Source organism: Janthinobacterium sp. ROICE36, from assembly GCF_002869965.1.
In the GTDB taxonomy this organism is placed as follows: domain Bacteria; phylum Pseudomonadota; class Gammaproteobacteria; order Burkholderiales; family Burkholderiaceae_D; genus Janthinobacterium.
Genome location: NZ_PEBS01000004.1, coordinates 79,284 through 96,492, shown reverse-complemented (window position 1 = coordinate 96,492; position 17,209 = coordinate 79,284). Strand labels below are relative to the sequence as shown.

Here is a 17,209-nt window from a genome sequence, read left to right as displayed (position 1 = left end):
AGCCTTAGAAAGAAAAATTGGAAAGTACATCGGGGGTGCCGGCATCAATCGCCTGCTGTTCTTTGTCGGCCAACTTGGCGGCATCCCATATTTCAAAGTGACTGCCCATGCCGATCATCATGACTTCGCGCGACAGCCCAACGGCGTTGCGCAATTCGGGCGAGATCAGCACGCGGCCTGCCGAGTCCAGCTCGACGTCAACGGCGTTGCCCAGGAAGATGCGCTGCCAGGCGCGCGCCGACATGGGCCAGGCGGCGATTTGCTGGCGGTGGCTTTCCCACACGGGACGGGGGAAAAACAGCAGGCAGCCATCGGGGTGTTTGGTCAGGGTCAAACGGCCTTCGCATTGAATCGCCAGCGCGTCACGGTGCTTGGCAGGGATAGACATCCTGCCTTTGGCATCGAGATTGATTGCGGACGCGCCTTGAAACACGAAAGACCTTTTTTGAGCTTGGGTTGCGACGCTTGTGCATCACGATGAAAAGGGAAAATTTCCCACAAAAACACACTTTTTCACACAGTTGCCCACTTTAGAGGAAGCAAAGATAGTGGTCAAGCGGTTTCCGATTGGCAAAACAGGAATTTTATTAATGAAATTAAGGACTTAGCGCATATCGTTGAAGGAGTCTCAAATAAAAATATATCGATAAATTAGATACTTATGAAAGATAGTGAATGTGCTACCTCATCTGCACACATGTGTTTTCCTACCGTAAACATCGAAAAAAACGAAATCGAAAAATGGAATTTTTTACAGTTAGTTGACATATGACAATAGTTTCGTCATCCAGGCACAACAGCAATTAGCCGCAGAGAAAGACTTGGTTTAAAGCAAAAAAATTGCGTCCATCGCGCGTATCGGCCCTGTTTCGCGGGGCCGGCCTGTCGCAGGAAAACTTTTTTTGCATTGCAGCAATTAATTCGATTCAAGAAACTTTAACCAATTGTTCATTTTATTTGTATATACAACTTTATCTTGAATGCTATCATTTTAGAAACAAAAAAAGCCCCGTCGCGGGGCTTTTTTGGCGGCGCGCAGCAGGCAAACCGCTGCGGCCGATACGCTCCCCGGCAGGCCAGGGAGCAGGAATTCAAGTGAAGCAGGCCGGTAGGCCGGATTTTGTTACGGCGCCTTCCCTTGCAGGTTGGCGCTATGACAGTCATTCCTCTAGGCGCCAGATTACTCGGGCGCTCAAGCTTTCTACCCGCACGCTCCGCGAGCAGCATCATCGCGTGCCTATTTGAAATTGCACCAGGTGGAGGTTACCGCGTTTCACCGTAACTTAATACGCTCGTCTCTGTGGCCCTATTCCTCGCCTTATACCATGGGCTAACTGCGCTTGCGGCTTTCAGCGGACGGCCGTTAACCGTCACCCCGCTCTATGGAGTCCGGACCTTCCTCCCGCCAGCGCATTGCTGCGCCGGCCAGCGACTGTCTGGCCTGCTTCACCCGCCATTGTACCGCGCCGCAGCATGTTTCTGCAAAAGCGCAGTGTGACAGTCGAGGGATTGTGTAATTCGGTGTCGCCATTTCAAAAGCCGGGCCAAATCGGCTCACATAGAATGGGGCAAGCTGCTTGCATGCAAGCGCATGCGCAGCGCTTGCCCGATTTTCTTTGCCACCCCACTAGAATATAAAGAGCCGAACATGACGCAACAATCCCGTACCGGCGGCCAGATCCTGGTCGATGCCCTGCAGATCCACGGTGTTGACACCGCTTTTGGCGTGCCAGGCGAAAGCTACCTCGACGTGCTCGACGCCCTGCACGATTCGGGTATCCGCTTCATCATCAACCGCCAGGAGGGCGGCGCCGCCTTCATGGCCGAAGCCTACGGCAAGCTGACGGGCAAGCCGGGCATCTGCTTCGTCACGCGGGGACCGGGCGCCACCAACGCCTCGATCGGCGTGCACACGGCTTATCAGGATTCCACACCGATGATCCTGTTCATCGGCCAGGTCGGCAATGATTTCGTCGACCGCGAAGCGTTCCAGGAAATCGACTACCGCCGCATGTACGGCCAGATGGCCAAGTGGGTGGCGCAGATCGACCGCGCCGAGCGCATCCCGGAATACCTGGCGCGCGCTTTCCAGGTCGCCACCAGCGGGCGCCCCGGCCCCGTCGTGCTGGCCCTGCCGGAAGACATGCTCATTTCCATGGCGACTGTCGCCGACACGCGCGCTTACCAGCCCGTGCAGGCGTCCCCCTCAGACGCCCAGGTGCGGCAGCTGCGCGCCATGCTGGCCGCCGCGAAACAGCCGCTGGTCTTGCTGGGCGGCACCACCTGGACACCGCAAGCCTGCGCCGACCTGCAACAGTTCGCGGTAGCGAACCACTTGCCCGTCGCCTGCGCCTTCCGTTTCCAGGACTTGCTCGACAATGCCCACCCGAACTACATCGGCGACGTCGGCATCGGCATCAACCCGAAACTGGCCGCGCGCGTGAAAAATGCCGACCTGGTCATCGCCATCGGCCCGCGCCTGGGAGAAATGACGACGGGCGGCTACACCCTGTTCGACTCGCCCGTGCCGCGCCAGCGCCTGGTGCACATCCATACGGATGCCGAGGAGCTGGGCAGCGTTTACCAGGCCGAGCTGATGATCAACAGCGGCATGCCGCAAGTCTGCGCCATGCTGGCCGCCATGGCAGCCGTCGACGCTTCCGTGTGGAAACATACGCCAGCCGAAGCCAGGGCCGAGCTGGCCGCCTACCAGGAGCAGCCGCCCATCTTCCAGGATGGCCAGGCGCCGCTGGATCTGTGGCAAGTGACGCAGGAAATCATGGCGCAGGCACCTCTTGATACCATCCTGACGAATGGCGCCGGCAATTACGCCTCGTGGGCGCACCGCTTCTACCGCTACGGCGGCATGCGCACGCAGCTGGCGCCGACCAACGGCGCCATGGGCTATGGCGTGCCGTCGGGCGTGGCGGCGAAGATCGTGCATCCGGAGCGCACCGTGATCACCTTTGCCGGCGACGGAGAATACATGATGAATGGCCAGGAACTGGCGACGGCCGTGCAATACCAGGCGGGCGTGGTCATCATCGTCTTCAATAACCAGATGTTTGGCACCATCCGCATGCACCAGGAACGCGATTACCCGGGCCGCGTCTCGGGCACAACGCTGCACAACCCGGATTTTGCGGCACTGGCACAGGCGTATGGCGCGCATGGCGAAGTGGTGAATACGACAGAAGAGTTCGCCCCTGCGCTGCAGCGGGCCCTGGCGCACGCCAAGGCGCACAACTTGCCAGCCTTGATCGAGCTGCGCTATGACGGCAACCTGATCACGCCGAACGCGACACTCGCCACCATCCGCGCCACGGCGGAAAAGGCGCAGTTGGCCAACTAAGCCGCTTGCAAGGCGAGAAATAACAAAGGCCCGGTCGATACCGGGCCTTTTTCTTTTTGACAGCGGCAATCGCTCAGGCTGCGGGTACTGGCGCGCCCTCCTCGGCAGGCACGGCCTCGGCCGGAGCTTCCGGCACCGGCGGGCATGGCGTGCAATTTTTCAAGGGACGGCCAAAATCGCGCACGCGGCTCAATTTCATGGGCATGCGCACGTTGCCGCCGCAATAGTCGCCTTCCAGCGTCAGGGTCTGCCCATCCTGGGAAAACTTGCCGACGATGGTGCGCTCTTCATTGTCGGCGCCGGCAATGGTGAAGTCGAAGGCGCCCGTGGCGGTGTCAAGATTGACGTCGTTGGCGACGATGGGCCAGCTCAGGGCGCCCGCCGTAAATTCATAGATGACGGAATCGGCCTCGGCGAAGCGGTGCAGGGTCACGCGCTGGCCGCCGATTTCGCCGCTATCCTTTTGCAGGCACAGGTCCGAGTAGACGGCCACGCCGTAGCGCTCCAGTCCGGCCGGCTTCTTGCCCTTGACGGCGGCGACAGCGGCACCCGTGGCGCCGGCGAGCAACAACGCGGCCAGCATGACCGCCAGGCGCGGCGAGGTGTATGAATTCATGGCATTCCTTTACTTGAGTAACGACGCCATTATAACTGGTGCCGCCCATGCAAAAACGCGCCGCCAGGACTAGCCTGGAGACGCGTTTTCATGCTGAAAGACATCCCCGAAGGGATGCCTGCAGCGGTACTAAGCTTCGCTTGCGCGAATATTAGAACGAGTGACGAACACCAACGTTGAAGGCTTTGTCGCCCGTACCAACATTGCTGTTGTTACCAACGGTGTAGCCAGCGTTGTTTTTGTTCGAGATCTTGGCGTACGAAGCGTAGGTGCTGGTGCGCTTCGACAGAGCGTACGAGTAGCCCACTGCGAACTGGTTCGCATCGGCGTTCAGGCCCGATTTGTCGTTGACGTGGATGACCGAAGCCATCACGGTGCCGGCTGGACCAACTGGTACGGTTGCGCCGATCAGGGCGGTGGTGCTGTCGTCGCTGGTATTAGCCGAAACATAGTTGAACGCATTCAGGTTACCGTTGTTACGGGTGGAGCTGTTTGCGCCTTTGTTCACGCCGTAAGCTGCATACGCTTTCGCTACTGCGAAGTCGTAGTTAGCGGCTACCAGCCAGTTGCGGGCGCTGCCTGCTTCAGCAACGGTCGTGGTCGCGCCCACCTGTTTGTCGTTCGACGTGGTGTTGTAGGCCAGACGTGCGTTCAAAGGACCGTTAGCGTAGCCAACCGACGCGCCGATTTGGCGGCCGATACGGCTCGACACCAGGCTTTCGGTACCGTTGTTGGCGGTGCTGTAAGCAACGTCAGCATCGAAACCGTTGAAGTTAGGCGAGGTGTACAGCACGGTGTTGCTGGTACGGGTCGTGTTCGCTGGGAACAAGTTCTTAGCGGAACCAGCGTAGCCAGCTGCGAATGGATCAGCAACTTTCGACAGGGTGTTGTACCAAGGCGTGTATTGACGACCCAGGGTCAGGGTACCGGTGGTTTTGCTGCTCAGGCCAACGTAGGCTTGACGACCAAACAGGGCTTCGTTATTACCTTGCGCGCCGCTGTCAACATTGAAACCCGATTCCAGAACGAACAGTGCCGACAGGCCGCTGCCCAGATCTTCGGTGCCTTTGAAGCCCAGACGGGAAGCCGAAGCAACGCCGCTATCGATTTTGTTAACGTTGCCGTTAACACCGCCGCGCTCGCTGACGAAACCAGCGTCAACGGTACCGTAGATAACAACGCTCGATTGAGCTTGGGCTACGCCAGTGGCTGCTGCCAGGACTGCCAGGGTGATCAGAGTTTTTTTCATTGCGATTTCCTTTAATTTTGAAGCAAAAAGTAATACAGCCTATGCATCTCGAGCTGCGCTCTAGCAGAGCGCTTTTTATGAGTGAGGGCAAGGTCTCCACCTGCCACATTGCTGTTCCGGTCAGAGGAACATTCATATCGGTATCGGCACGCTATTGCACCGATAAGCTTGAAGCCTGCGTAAAGACCGTCATTCATGCGCCGGTTCGGTGCTCAAAGGGCACCGGAATCGGCACTATAACGACCGTTTCACATTCCATCAAGTTCCAACATGTTACTTCCGGTACCAGGCCAGGTGCTTTTTCAGGCATCCCGACCATCGCCAACCGTACTACGCGACAGAGCCAGTGCCCCTTGCCAACCAATGCATTGGCCTGATTGACCCTTCCATCATAGCGCATGGCTTGTTGGCACCCGTTGTATTAGTGCAACAGTATCAGACGAGTGATTAAAACATCAACATGCTTTACCCATCATTTTCCCTCCAAGACTTACGCGACAAAGCGCACAATTTGTCAGGTGATAATGGATAAACGGGACGAAGCATACACGGCATCGCCGATGTTTGCTGCCAGATGCCCAAAAACGGGAAATAATGCGCGCTGTTTTGGTGCATTGCCGCATTATTCAGGGGCGTAGACGCCAATTCGCACGTCGGCATACGCGTCCAAAAAATAGCCAGAGTGCCAACTAAATTACTGACTTTCCGGTAATTTAAATTGCTCACATTGAAATGTTTTCCAGTTTTTGCCATGCAGGCGTCCGCTTACCGATAGCAACGCATGAGGACGACTCTTGCTTGCAAATTGCGCATCAATTGAAACAAATTCTTACAATGTTGTCTTCTCAATATTTTGACATATTTGTGTCTAAAAAACGACATTTTGACCAAAATCAAGTTTTCCACTGCTCACTTCACACAATTTATTTTTTCTTTTTTTGATTTTTTTGCTGAGAAGCATCAAGAAACAAGCTTAGCGCTGGCTTGCGCGCCGGAGCATGCGCATGAAACCGCCCAGCAGAGGCAGTTTTTCATACAATTCTTCTGCGGCATCCCAATAATCGCGGTGCAAGACTACCCTCCCTTGCGTATCGAAGCGCACATGTGTTGCCCCACGAATACATTGTTCGCCATATACCAGGCGTTTCATGCGAAAACGAAACTCCCACGTCAGGAAGGCTTGCGCCCCCTGCCCCAGGCTTTCCAGCACGACAAACCTCGGCGCATCGACTTGCACAAACATGTGCTCGAAGATGGCCAGGATGGCGGCATGCCCCACCACCTCGTTGAACGGGTCCTTGAAATGGGCATCCGGCGCGTACACGGCGCCCAGTTGGGCCAGGCTTTCAATGCTCAAGTGTTCGTAAAACGCCACCAGGCGCGCCAGCGCGCCTTCCGTCTGCCCCGCATCCTGCCTGGTGGCGCTCATACGCCCGTCACCTTGCGGATCAGCCAAAAATACGCCCGGTACGGTAACAGTCGCGCCAGGCGCAGGGTATTCGTGAAGCGTTTGGGGAAGTGGATGTGAAACTGGCCTCGCTCGATGCCGTCGAGCATGGCGGCGGCGGCATCGCGCGCCGTCATCAGGGCAGGCATCTTGAAATCATTGTCCGCCGTCAGGGGCGTGGCGACAAAACCGGGATTGATTTGATACACATCAATCCCACGCCCATGCAAATCCAGGTACAGCGACTCTGTCAGGTTGATCAGCGCGGCCTTGCTGGCGCCATACGCGAGCGCCTTGGGCAAGCCGCCATAGCCGGCCACCGAGGCGACGATGCCGATGCCGCCGCTGCCCTGGCGCAACAGCCACGGCAAGGCCTGCTCCAGGCAATTGAAGACGCCGCCTACATTCAGGGCCAGCAATCCCTGCGCCGCTTCCAGGTCAAAACTATCGGCGCGCATGGCCTGATAGCCGCCAGCGACTACGAGTATCAGGTCGATATGCGTCCACTGCTGCTGCAAGTCCGCGCAGACGGCCCGCAACTGCGCGGGCTGGGTGATATCGAGCGGCAATGCCTGCGCCAGCGGCTGCCCCTCGCACAGCAGTTCCAGGCTGGCGCGATGACGCGCCGACAAGGCCACGCACGCACCCTGTTCCAGCAGCAAGGTGGCGCACGCGGCGCCGATGCCGCTGGAGGCGCCGATGATCCACACGCGCTTGCCGGCCCAATTGCTAATCTTGCGATTCATGGGGCCGCCTGTGGACGTTTGCTGAACGATAAAGTGACGGCGCCCAGGCTGAAGCCGAATTTGCTCATGGCGGCACGGTTGAGCATGACCTTGTCATCCATCAGGAACATCCAGTCCTCGAAGTCGACATGGTAGAGCGTGCCATCGACGGGCAGCGCCAGCACGTATTGCCAACGCAGCGCATTGCCGGCCACTTCGCCGATGGCCTCGCCGACCACGTCGGGCGCCGTACCGATGAAGCGCCCGGGCGCCGTCTTGCGCAGGGTCCAGACGCGCCGTTGCCGGCTGCCATCCGCGTACGTGAAATCCTCGTCCAGGATGCCTGTTTCGCCCACCCAGCTGGCCCGCATCACCACCGTGAAGCGCTTGACCACCTTGCCCGAGCGATCCTGGAAGATGCCGTGGGCATCGAGCGTGCCATTGAAGTACTGCTGCAGGTCCAGCTTCGGCAATTCCTGTGCGTACATGGCAGGCGTGGGCGGCGTGGAACAGGCGGTCAGCGCCAGCAGCAAGGCGGCTGCCGTCATGCCGCGCCGGCAGCATTTCATGAGGTACATGGTCGATACTCCCTGGTTTCACTATATATATGTTGTAAAGGCGCGCGCCACAGCAACAACGCCGCCAGCAGTTTCAGGGCGCAGGGCAGCAAGGCGTAGGCGACAGACAGGGCCGGCAAGCCTTTGCTGCTGCCCGGCACATAGCCAAGCCAGGCCAGCAGGGGCAAGGCGATGCCAGCCGCCAGTGCAAGGCTCATTTGCACGCCCCAGTTCCACCAGCCGAAATACGCCGCCTCATGCCGCCCGGCATGGCCGGCCGCGCCGATCAGCCCTGCCAGCAAGGCCGGCGGCAAGGCCAGGTCGGCGCCCAGCGCCAGGCCCGACAGCAGGCAGATGGTGGCAAAGCCCCAGGCGGCGCCTGCGTCGAGGCCATAGGCCCAGACAAACACGCTGGCGGCCAGCAGCATGGCGCCACCCCAGGCGCGCGCTTCGCCAAAGCGCCGCGCCAAAGCCACCCACAGGGGGATCGAAGCGGCCGCCGCGCAAAAATACACGATCAGAAACGCCCCCGCGTAATGGCCCAGGCGCAGGTAATCGCCGGCAAAGAACAGGAATAAGGTGGCGGGGATGGCGGCGGCCACGCCATTGACGAGCAAGACGGCGAACAGCCAGCGAAATGCGCGCTGGCGCAACGGGATTTTCCAGCCACTGGCGGCGACCACGTCCCCGGCACTGCGCATGGCCGGACGCGGCGCGCGCGCCAGCAGCAGCGCGCCCGTCGCCAGCAGGCAGACGGCAAAGGCCAGCGACAAGCCGTCATAGCCCAGCACGGAGGTCAGGGCCGCCGCCAGGATAACGCCGAGCAAGCCGCAGCCTTCGCGCACGGCCGCCACCCGCGCCCGCTGCGTGGGCGCCTGGCTCAGCGCCGCGCCCCAGCTCTGGTGCGCGATGCCGGCCAGGCCATAGGCGGTATACACGAGCAGCAAGGCAGCCAGGAACCAGGCCAGGGCAGCCCCATGCGACAACGATGGCGGATGGAACAGGGCGCCAAAGCCCAGCAGCAGCAACGGTAGCGCGGCGCCGACATAGGCGGCATAGCTGCGTCCGCCGCGCGCCATCCAGGCGCCCAGGGCCGGGTCGATGAAGGCGGCGGCGATGCGGGCCGCCAGCAGCACGGCGCCGATCTGCGCCAGATCAAGACTGCTGCGCTGTGCATAAAACGGCGCCACATATATATAGATGGGCAGCGCCAGCATGGCCAGCGGCAAGCCGAACAGGCCATATTGGAACAAGGCCGGCAAGGTCAAAGCGCTGGTCCCGCTACTCATGGCAGTGGCGCCGCACTCTGCAGCAGGGCCGCGCGAAGCTTGGGTGCCGTCGACTCGGGCGACAGCCAGATGGCGAAGAAGGCGCGCGCAAAGTCGCCATCGCTAACGTCGGCCAGCACCTTGCCATCGAGATAAAAGCGCACGCCGGGCGCGATGCCGGCCCGGTAGGCGCCCGCGATGCGCTGGTCTTCCTTGACGTCAGGAAAGATGCGCTGCATGGTGGCCAGCCACGCCAGGCGCTGCGCCCCGGTGCCCGCGCCTATCTTCTGCATCTGTTCGTAGCTGGCCTCGGCGATCTTCTTGCCATCGAGCGCGCGCGCGTAGCGCAATTCCAGCACAAAAGGCGCCGTTGCCGACGCTGCGCCCTGGTAGCCCTGGGCGCCCACCCACAGTTGCGCCCGATAAATACGCATGCCGAACCACGTATACTCGCCCTCCCCCGCCAGCCGCGCTTCGGGCACGTCCATAGTCACAAAGGCCGGGGGCGCGGCCACGGCACCGACCATGCTCAAGGACAGCACAACGGTGGCAAACAGCTGGCGCATGGTCACTCCTTGATCAGGGTAAATTGCATGACATCCGTGTTGTGCGCCTGGAAGGCGGCCTCGCAATACGCCAGGTAAAACTCCCAGGTCAGCAGGAAACGGCCGTCGAAACCCTGTTTTTCCAGTGCCGTGCGCTGGACCAGGAAGCTGGCGCGCCACTGGCGCAGGGTTTCCGCATAATCGAGGCCAAAACTGAAGGCGTCCACCACGCGCAAGCCCTGCGCCTCGGCAGCGCGGCGAAACTCGGCTGGCGATGGCAGCATGCCGCCCGGGAAAATGTATTGCTGGATGAAATCCGTGCTCTTGCTGTAGCGCTCGAACAAGGCGTCGGCGATGACGATGGTCTGGATGCAGGCGCGCCCGCCCTGTTTCAGGTTGCGTGCCACGCAGGCGAAATAGCCGGGCCAGTAGCTTTGCCCCACGGCTTCGAACATCTCGATCGAGGCGATGGCGTCGTACTGGCCATGGCTGTCGCGGTAGTCGCACAGTTGCAAATCGGCCTGTTGTGCCAGCCCCGCGTCCTGAAGGCGCTGGCGCGCATACGTCAGCTGTTCGCTCGACAAGGTCAAGCCCGTCACGTGCGCGCCGTAGTCGCGCGCCGCCGTTTCCGCAAAGCCGCCCCAGCCGCAGCCGATTTCCAGCACGCGCTGGCCCAGCTGCGGCTGCAATTGCAGCTGGTCGGCGATGCGCGCGTATTTCGCCCCCTGTGCCTGTTCCAGGCTGGCGCCTGCACTGAACAGGGCGCTCGAATACGTCATCGACGGATCCAGCCACAGCTGATAAAAGGCGTTGCCGATGTCGTAATGGGCGTGGATATTTTTCTTGCTGCCGGTGCGCGAATTGCGGTTGAGCAAATGCCTGACCTTGTAGACCAGGTTGCCCCACCAGTTGCCATAGATCAGGGATTCGATGTGCGCGCGGTTGCGTATCATCAATTCGATCAAGCCCGGCAAATTGTCGGTGCGCCAGTCGCCCGCGATAAACGTTTCGGCAAAGCCGATGTCGCCCGAACGCAGCACGGCCGAGCACAGGCGCCAGTTGTGCAAGTCCAGGGTGACGGGGTGGCTGCCGTCGCCGTACAGCAAGATACGGCCATCGGGCGTGCGCAGGCGCAGGGCGCCATATTGCAATTTTTCCAGCAGGCGCACAATCATGCGTCCGGTGGCGGGCATATCCGAATGGTCATGCACGGGCACGGGAATGGGCTTGCTGCGCGCATGCATGCCGGTCGGCAGGGAATCGGAGCTCATCGGGTCACCTTTTCTTGTGGGGGAAGGGGTTTGCTGAAAAACGGCACGCGACGCAGCCACAGGCGCAAGGCTTGCCAATGGATGCGCGCCATCACGCCAAACGTCATCAGGGGGTAACGCAACAAAGCCCAGGCGATGGCGCCATCGCGCAGCGGCTGCGCAGTACCGGACAAGCTCGTTTGCAGCAGCGGACCGTCGAGGTCGTCGTAATCGACCCGGGCCAGGTGGCGCTCGCCATCCTTGTCGTGGTTGCGCAGGAAACGGAAACGATAATTTCCTTCCACCTTGCAGAACGGCGATACGTGAAAAATTTTCTTGGCAAGCAGTTCGCTGCCATACGCGATGGCGCCGCCCTGCTCGAGCAAGTACAGATGACGCTCACCGAAGGTATTGCGTACATCGCAGACCACGGCGCGCAGCACGCCATCAGGGCGATGGCAAAACCAGAAACTGACGGGATTGAAGACATAGCCAAACATGCGCGGCATGGTTTGCAGCCAGATTTCACCGCCCGCGTCCGGCACGCCATGCTGGCGCAGCAAGCCATCGATCCACTCCAGCAGCGGCGTTGTGCCATCGCCATGGTCGCTGTCGCGGAAGGCCAGCACGTTGACCCGGTTGCGCGAGATCAAACGGGCGGGAAAATCCTGCACGCCCAGGCTGCGCAAGGGCAGGCGCAGATAGAACATGCCGTAACTGAAAGCATGCGGACGCGGGCGCAGCCGCGCATGACGCACCCGTCCCAGGCACAGCTGGGGCTGCGGCTGCACGGGCGGCGAGAGCTCACGCGGCATGACCGAGCTCCGCCGACGCCATGCCGTTCAACGCTTCTGCCACGGCCAGGCCAGACTTCAAGCCGTCTTCATGGAAGCCGTAGCCCGTCCAGGCACCCGCAAACCACGTGTGCTGCGCGCCCTGGAAGCCGGCCAGGCGCGCCTGGGCGGCAATGGCCGCGCCATCGAACACGGGATGCGCATATGAAAACTCGTCGAGGATGCTTGCCGGAGCGGGCTCGTCGAGCGGATTGAGCGAGACGATGACGGGCGTGCTGAAGGGCAAAGGTTGCAACTGGTTCAGCAAATAATGCACGCATACTTGCGGCGCCTCGCCGTGAGCGGCCGGCCGGCCCTGGTAATTCCAGGCCGACCAGGCACGGCGGTGCTGTGGCAGGCAAGACGCATCCGTATGCAGCACGGCCCGATTGGGCTGGTAGCGCACGGCTTCGAGCACGGAGCGCTCGTCGTCGCGAATATCGGCCAGCAGGGCCAGCGACTGGTCGCTGTGGCAAGCGAGCACAACGTGATCGACATGCTCGACGCCGGCGGCCGTATGCAGCTCGACCATGCGCGCGCCGCCGTGCGGCTGGCGGCGCACGGCCAGCACGGGGCACGCCAGGCGCTGCTGCGGGATGCCCGCCAGCAGTTTTTCCACATACACGCGCGCACCGCCCCGTACCGTGCGCCATTGCGGGCGGTCACTGACTTGCAGCAAGCCATGGTTGTGGCAGAAGCGGATGAAGGTGGCCAGCGGAAAGGCCAGCATCTGGCGCGCCGGGCACGACCAGATGCAGGCGGCCATCGGCAGCAGATACCAGTGACGGAACTCGTCGCCATAGGCATGCAGATCGAGAAACTCGCCCAGCGACATGGCCGGCGCCGGCAAGCTGGCCGTGGCCAGGGCGCTGGCCTGACGGTTGAAGCGCACAATGTCGCGCAGCATGCGCAAGAAGGCGGGGCGCAGCAGATTGCTGCGTTGGGTAAACACGGTGTCCAGATTGGCGCCCGCCCATTCCAGCACGCGGGCATCGGACGTGGTGCCCAAAGGCATTTTCACGGAAAACGACATATCGCTGTCGGCCGCCTCGACACCGAGTTCGTCAAAGAGTTGCACCAGGTTCGGATACGTGGCGTGGTTAAACACGAGAAAACCCGTGTCCACGCCATGCGTGACGCCATCGAGCATGACATCCACAGTATGGCTGTGGCCGCCAAAATAGTCACCCGCCTCGTACAAGGTGACGTCCTGGCCTGCTTGCGCCAGGCGATAGGCACACGACAAACCTGCAATTCCTGCTCCGACGACAGCAATTTTCATGAATACACCTGTGTTAAATTTGTCCTGGACAAAACGAGCCTCATGGATAATCGATGAAATATTGATTTATGTCAATGAGTGCCCTCAGCCGTTCAAAAACTTATACGTCGGCAATTTCTAATCGGATTCAGCTATTTGGTAAGGGGCGGCGGAAGGCGTAAAATGCATGCCACGTTCTTCCGCAAGCGAGCAAAGCCCCCCTGGTATGGATACTGAACTGCAACCCACTTCCGCCTTCAGCATCAGCGATGTCGAACGCGATACCGGACTGGCCAAGGAAACCTTGCGCGTGTGGGAGCGCCGCTACGCCTTTCCCCAGCCACAGCGCGATGTCTTTGGCGAGCGCAGCTACCCGGCCGAGCAAGTGCAAAAATTGCGCATGGTCAAGCGCCTGCTGGATCTCGGTTTTCGCCCGGGTAAAATCATGCAGCACAGCACCTTGCAACTACAGCAGCTGGCCAGCGCGGGCGGCGCGGCGGCACCTGCGCCGCAACCGCAACTGGCGTACTACCTGTCCCTGTGCCGCAGCCACCAGATGGCGGAACTGGGCGATGCCCTGCGCCACGCACTGGCTGTGCTGGGCTTGAAAGCCTTCACCATCGACGTCATCGCGCCCCTGACGAGCCTGGTGGGAGAAGCGTGGGCTTGCGGCGACCTGGCCGTGTATGAAGAGCATCTGTATAGCGAAACCCTGCAGACGGTGATGCGCCATGCCATTTTTTCCCTGCCGCAAGCAAGCAGCCCGTCCACGCGCACGCCGCGCATCGTCCTCAGTACCTTGCCGCAGGAGCGTCATGGCCTGGGCCTGCTGATGGCCGAAGCGCTGTGTGCGGCGGCCGGCGCCCATTGCATGTCGCTGGGCGTGGAAACGCCGCTGCCGGACATCGTCGCAGCCGCCCGCGCGCAGCGGGCCGACATCGTGGCGCTGTCGTTTTCCAGCGCCAGCAAGCAAAAGCAGACGCGCGACAGCCTGCAGCAACTGCACGCAAGCTTGCCGCCAGACATGGAATTGTGGGCTGGCGGACGCAGTCCCGTGTTATACAAGCAGCCGCCGGCGTTCCTGCATGTGCTGGACTTGCGGCAAGTCGAGGAAAGCATCGCCGACTGGCGCCGCCGCCATCAGACGCGCGCCCTGCAAACCCACTGAACCGGCTGGAACGCGGGGCAACTGCGGCGATCTCCGTGGATAGCCGCGCAATGTTGCCAATCGAACAGTAAAGCATGAAGGGCCGGGCGCGCTCTGGTAGAATAGCCCGTAACAACAGTGTCCGGCGCCGCCGGGCCTTAGGTCAGCACCCGCCACCACATATCCATGTTTAGTTTCTTCAAGAAAAAACCCGTCACTCCCGAGGCTGCGCCAGCCGCGCCCCTCGTTCTTCCTGCCGCCACGCCGCCTGCCCCGCCAGCAGTTGCTCCCTCCGCTGCGCCCCTGAGCGGCGCGCCGGCCGAGCTCGTGCCCGTGATCGTGGCCGCCGAACCCGAGAAAAAATCGTGGATGACGCGCCTGAAGGCCGGCTTGTCGAAAACCTCGAACACTTTATCCGTGCTGTTCGTCGGCGCGAAGATCGACGACGCCCTGTACGAAGAGCTGGAAGCAGCCTTGCTGATGTCCGACGCGGGCATCGACGCCACCGAATTCCTGCTCACGGAATTGAAGAAAAAGGTCAAGGAAGACAAGCTGCTGGACGCCGCCGCCGTCAAGGCCGCGCTGAAGGTGCTGTTGATCGACCTGCTCTCGCCGCTGGAAAAACGCTTCGAACTGGGCCGTCACAAGCCGCTGGTAATGATGATTTCCGGCGTGAATGGCGCCGGCAAGACCACCACCATCGGCAAGCTGGCCAAGCACATGCAGTCGAATAATCAATCCGTGCTGCTGGCCGCAGGCGACACCTTCCGCGCCGCCGCGCGCGAACAATTGATGGTCTGGGGCGAGCGCAACAACGTCACCGTCATTTCGCAGGAATCGGGCGACCCGGCCGCCGTGGCCTACGACTCGGTGCAATCGGCGAAAGCGCGCGGCATCGACTTGGTGATGGTCGACACGGCAGGCCGCTTGCCGACGCAGTTGCACCTGATGGAAGAATTGAAGAAAATCAAGCGCGTGATCGGCAAAGGCATGGAGGACGCGCCGCATGAAATCCTGCTCGTCATCGACGGCAACACGGGCCAGAATGCCCTCACGCAAGTGAAAGCCTTCGACGATGCCCTGCAGTTGAGCGGCCTGGTAATCACCAAGCTGGACGGGACCGCCAAGGGCGGCGTGCTGGCGGCGATCGCCCGCGTGCGCCCCGTGCCCGTGTATTTCATCGGCATCGGTGAGAAAATTGAAGACTTGCAGCCTTTCGTGGCTGCCGAATTTGTCGAAGCGCTGCTCGGATAAGCCTATACATGATTGAATTTCAGCACGTCTCCAAGCAATACTCCTCCGACGCCGTGGCGCTCAGCGACATTTCGCTCAATATAGCCAAAGGCGAACTGGTCTTTCTGGCCGGCCCCTCCGGCGCCGGCAAGTCCACCCTGCTGAAAATGATCGCCGCCATGGAGCGCCCCAGCTCAGGCAAGCTGATCGTCAATGGCCAGGACATGGCGAAGATCAAGCCGGCCGGCGTGCCCTTTTTGCGCCGCAACATGGGCCTGATCTTCCAGCAGCAAAAACTGCTCAACGACCGCTCCATCCTGGCCAACGTCATGCTGCCGCTGCTCGTCGTCGGCGCCCACAAGGCGGCCGCCGAGCAACGCGCGCGCGCCGCCCTGGACAAAGTGGGACTGCTGGACCGCGCCATGGCGCGGCCCCTGTCGCTGTCGGGCGGGGAACAGCAGCGCGTCTCGATCGCGCGCGCCATCGTCAACCGGCCGCAGATCATCCTGGCCGACGAACCGACGGCCAACCTGGACCGCGCCAGCGCCAACAAGGTGCTCGACGCCCTGAAAGCGTTTCATTCGGTGGGCGTGACCTGCCTCATTTCCAGCCATGATGAACAGATGCTCGACGCCGCCGCCCGCGTGATCCACCTGAAAAACGGCCAACTGGTGGCCATCGACAAAGCCACGCAGGCGCCCGTCTTCGCCCCGCCCGATCCCGATTTTGCGCCATCCCCCGACCCGGACGATGCGCAGGGAGAACAGGCATGAGAGGCTGGTTCCGTCAACACCGCTTCGCCCTGGGCTCGGCGCTGATTCATTTGCGCAAGTCGCCGGGCGGCTTTGTATTGAACGTGCTGGTCGTCGCCATCGCGCTGTCGCTGCCATTCGCCGGCTTGACCATGCTCGACAATGTACGCCCCATGTCGGAACAGATGTCGGTCGACCCGGAAATCAGCGTTTTCCTGAAGATCGACACGCCGCGCGAGCAAGCCGTGGCCCTCGCCAGCCCCATGCGCAAGGTCGTGGGCGCGCAAAAGGCGAAGATCGTCTTCATCCCGCGCGAACAGGCGCTCGACACCCTGAAAAACAAGAACGGCCTGGCCGACGTGCTCAGCACCCTGGGCGACAATCCCCTGCCTGACAGCTATGTGCTGAAACTCGATGCCTTCAGCAGCGCCAGCGAAGCGCAGGATGTCGATGCAGTGGCGGAACAATTGCGCCAGCTGCCATTCGTGGAATCGGCGCAAGTCGATTCGGCCTGGGTCAAGCGCCTGGCGGCCCTGCTGGGCGTGCTGCGCCTGGTGCTGTTGCTGCTGGCCATGACCTTGGGCGTGGCCGTGATCGCCGTGGTCTTCAACACCATTCGCCTGCAAGTGATGCAGCAGCGCGATGAAATCAGCATCTCGAAATTGATCGGCGCCACCGACACCTTCATCCACCGCCCCTTCTATTACACGGGCGCCCTGCTGGGCCTGTGCGCCGGTGCGCTGGCACTGGGTGCCGTGGCGCTGGCCTTGCAACCGCTCAATACCGCGATTGCCGAGTTTGCCCGCCTGTATGCGTCCGAGTTCCAGTTAGTGCTGCTGGCGCCGCTGCCGATGGCTGGCTTGCTGGCCCTCAGCGCCGGACTGGGCCTGATCGGCGCCTTCCTCTGCGTGCAGCGCCACCTGGCGCGCCTGAACTGACCTTCCTTTCCATGGCGGCGCTCCTGGCGCCGCCAT

16 protein-coding genes and 1 other RNA gene are annotated in these 17,209 nt (G+C 61.2%); 5 read left to right on the top strand and 12 right to left on the bottom strand.

The genetic code is table 11. The annotated features are described in order from the left end of the window. Positions 1-4 precede the first annotated feature (4 nt). Entirely contained in the window at positions 5-433 is a 429-nt protein-coding gene (gene mraZ / locus CSZ94_RS03085) for a division/cell wall cluster transcriptional repressor MraZ (protein ID WP_071079390.1), read from the bottom strand. Between the two features lie 660 nt (positions 434-1,093). Further along, positions 1,094-1,448: RNase P RNA component class A (gene rnpB, locus CSZ94_RS03080), an RNA gene on the bottom strand. A gap of 200 nt (positions 1,449-1,648) precedes the next feature. Between rnpB and CSZ94_RS03075 the strand changes: the two genes are divergently transcribed. Further along, entirely contained in the window at positions 1,649-3,352 is a 1,704-nt protein-coding gene (locus CSZ94_RS03075) for a thiamine pyrophosphate-binding protein (RefSeq protein WP_102120152.1), read from the top strand. A gap of 73 nt (positions 3,353-3,425) precedes the next feature. Here the strand turns inward: CSZ94_RS03075 and CSZ94_RS03070 are convergent, their stop codons facing one another. From CSZ94_RS03070 to CSZ94_RS03025, 10 genes are all read right to left on the bottom strand, one after another. Continuing rightward, positions 3,426-3,968 (bottom strand): hypothetical protein, encoded by a 543-nt coding sequence (locus CSZ94_RS03070; RefSeq protein WP_102120151.1) that lies wholly within the window; start codon positions 3,966-3,968, stop codon positions 3,426-3,428. A gap of 151 nt (positions 3,969-4,119) precedes the next feature. Then, the gene (locus tag CSZ94_RS03065; protein ID WP_102120150.1) at positions 4,120-5,217 is read right to left on the bottom strand and encodes a porin; all 1,098 of its coding nucleotides are present in this window, start codon (positions 5,215-5,217) and stop codon (positions 4,120-4,122) included. A 973-nt stretch (positions 5,218-6,190) separates the two neighbouring features. Beyond that, complete coding sequence (locus CSZ94_RS03060) at positions 6,191-6,646, bottom strand: nuclear transport factor 2 family protein (RefSeq protein WP_102120149.1); 456 nt, start codon at positions 6,644-6,646, stop codon at positions 6,191-6,193. Beyond that, positions 6,643-7,410 (bottom strand): SDR family NAD(P)-dependent oxidoreductase, encoded by a 768-nt coding sequence (locus CSZ94_RS03055; RefSeq protein WP_102120148.1) that lies wholly within the window; start codon positions 7,408-7,410, stop codon positions 6,643-6,645. The genes CSZ94_RS03060 and CSZ94_RS03055 overlap by 4 nt, the downstream gene beginning before the upstream one ends. Then, on the bottom strand, positions 7,407-7,967 hold the full coding sequence (locus tag CSZ94_RS03050; protein WP_102120147.1) for a DUF3833 domain-containing protein: 561 nt from the start codon (positions 7,965-7,967) through the stop codon (positions 7,407-7,409). Before CSZ94_RS03050 ends, CSZ94_RS03055 begins: the two co-directional genes overlap by 4 nt. After that, complete coding sequence (locus tag CSZ94_RS03045; protein WP_102120146.1) at positions 7,955-9,235, bottom strand: MFS transporter; 1,281 nt, start codon at positions 9,233-9,235, stop codon at positions 7,955-7,957. Before CSZ94_RS03045 ends, CSZ94_RS03050 begins: the two co-directional genes overlap by 13 nt. Beyond that, positions 9,232-9,780 (bottom strand): chalcone isomerase family protein, encoded by a 549-nt coding sequence (locus CSZ94_RS03040; protein WP_102120145.1) that lies wholly within the window; start codon positions 9,778-9,780, stop codon positions 9,232-9,234. Before CSZ94_RS03040 ends, CSZ94_RS03045 begins: the two co-directional genes overlap by 4 nt. Before the next feature lie 2 nt (positions 9,781-9,782). Further along, a complete protein-coding gene (locus CSZ94_RS03035) occupies positions 9,783-11,030 on the bottom strand; it encodes a class I SAM-dependent methyltransferase (RefSeq protein ID WP_374703557.1) in 1,248 nt (415 codons plus the stop codon). Further along, on the bottom strand, positions 11,027-11,824 hold the full coding sequence (locus tag CSZ94_RS03030; protein WP_102120144.1) for a DUF1365 domain-containing protein: 798 nt from the start codon (positions 11,822-11,824) through the stop codon (positions 11,027-11,029). The genes CSZ94_RS03035 and CSZ94_RS03030 overlap by 4 nt, the downstream gene beginning before the upstream one ends. Beyond that, positions 11,814-13,124 carry an NAD(P)/FAD-dependent oxidoreductase gene (locus tag CSZ94_RS03025; RefSeq protein ID WP_102120143.1) on the bottom strand — a complete coding sequence of 437 codons (1,311 nt, stop codon included), beginning with the start codon at positions 13,122-13,124 and terminating at the stop codon, positions 11,814-11,816. The genes CSZ94_RS03030 and CSZ94_RS03025 overlap by 11 nt, the downstream gene beginning before the upstream one ends. 205 nt (positions 13,125-13,329) lie before the next feature. On the opposite strand from CSZ94_RS03025, the gene CSZ94_RS03020 reads away from it, so the two are divergent. The 4 genes from CSZ94_RS03020 to ftsX all read left to right on the top strand — a co-directional run bounded on the left by CSZ94_RS03020 (position 13,330) and on the right by ftsX (position 17,173). Beyond that, positions 13,330-14,271, top strand: a complete 942-nt coding sequence (locus CSZ94_RS03020) for a MerR family transcriptional regulator (RefSeq protein ID WP_102120142.1) — start codon at positions 13,330-13,332, stop codon at positions 14,269-14,271. A gap of 165 nt (positions 14,272-14,436) precedes the next feature. Then, complete coding sequence (gene ftsY / locus CSZ94_RS03015; protein WP_102120141.1) at positions 14,437-15,504, top strand: signal recognition particle-docking protein FtsY; 1,068 nt, start codon at positions 14,437-14,439, stop codon at positions 15,502-15,504. An 8-nt stretch (positions 15,505-15,512) separates the two neighbouring features. Then, positions 15,513-16,256 (top strand): cell division ATP-binding protein FtsE, encoded by a 744-nt coding sequence (locus CSZ94_RS03010; protein WP_102120140.1) that lies wholly within the window; start codon positions 15,513-15,515, stop codon positions 16,254-16,256. Continuing rightward, entirely contained in the window at positions 16,253-17,173 is a 921-nt protein-coding gene (gene ftsX, locus CSZ94_RS03005; protein ID WP_102120139.1) for a permease-like cell division protein FtsX, read from the top strand. The genes CSZ94_RS03010 and ftsX overlap by 4 nt, the downstream gene beginning before the upstream one ends. The last annotated feature ends 36 nt before the right edge of the window (positions 17,174-17,209 follow it).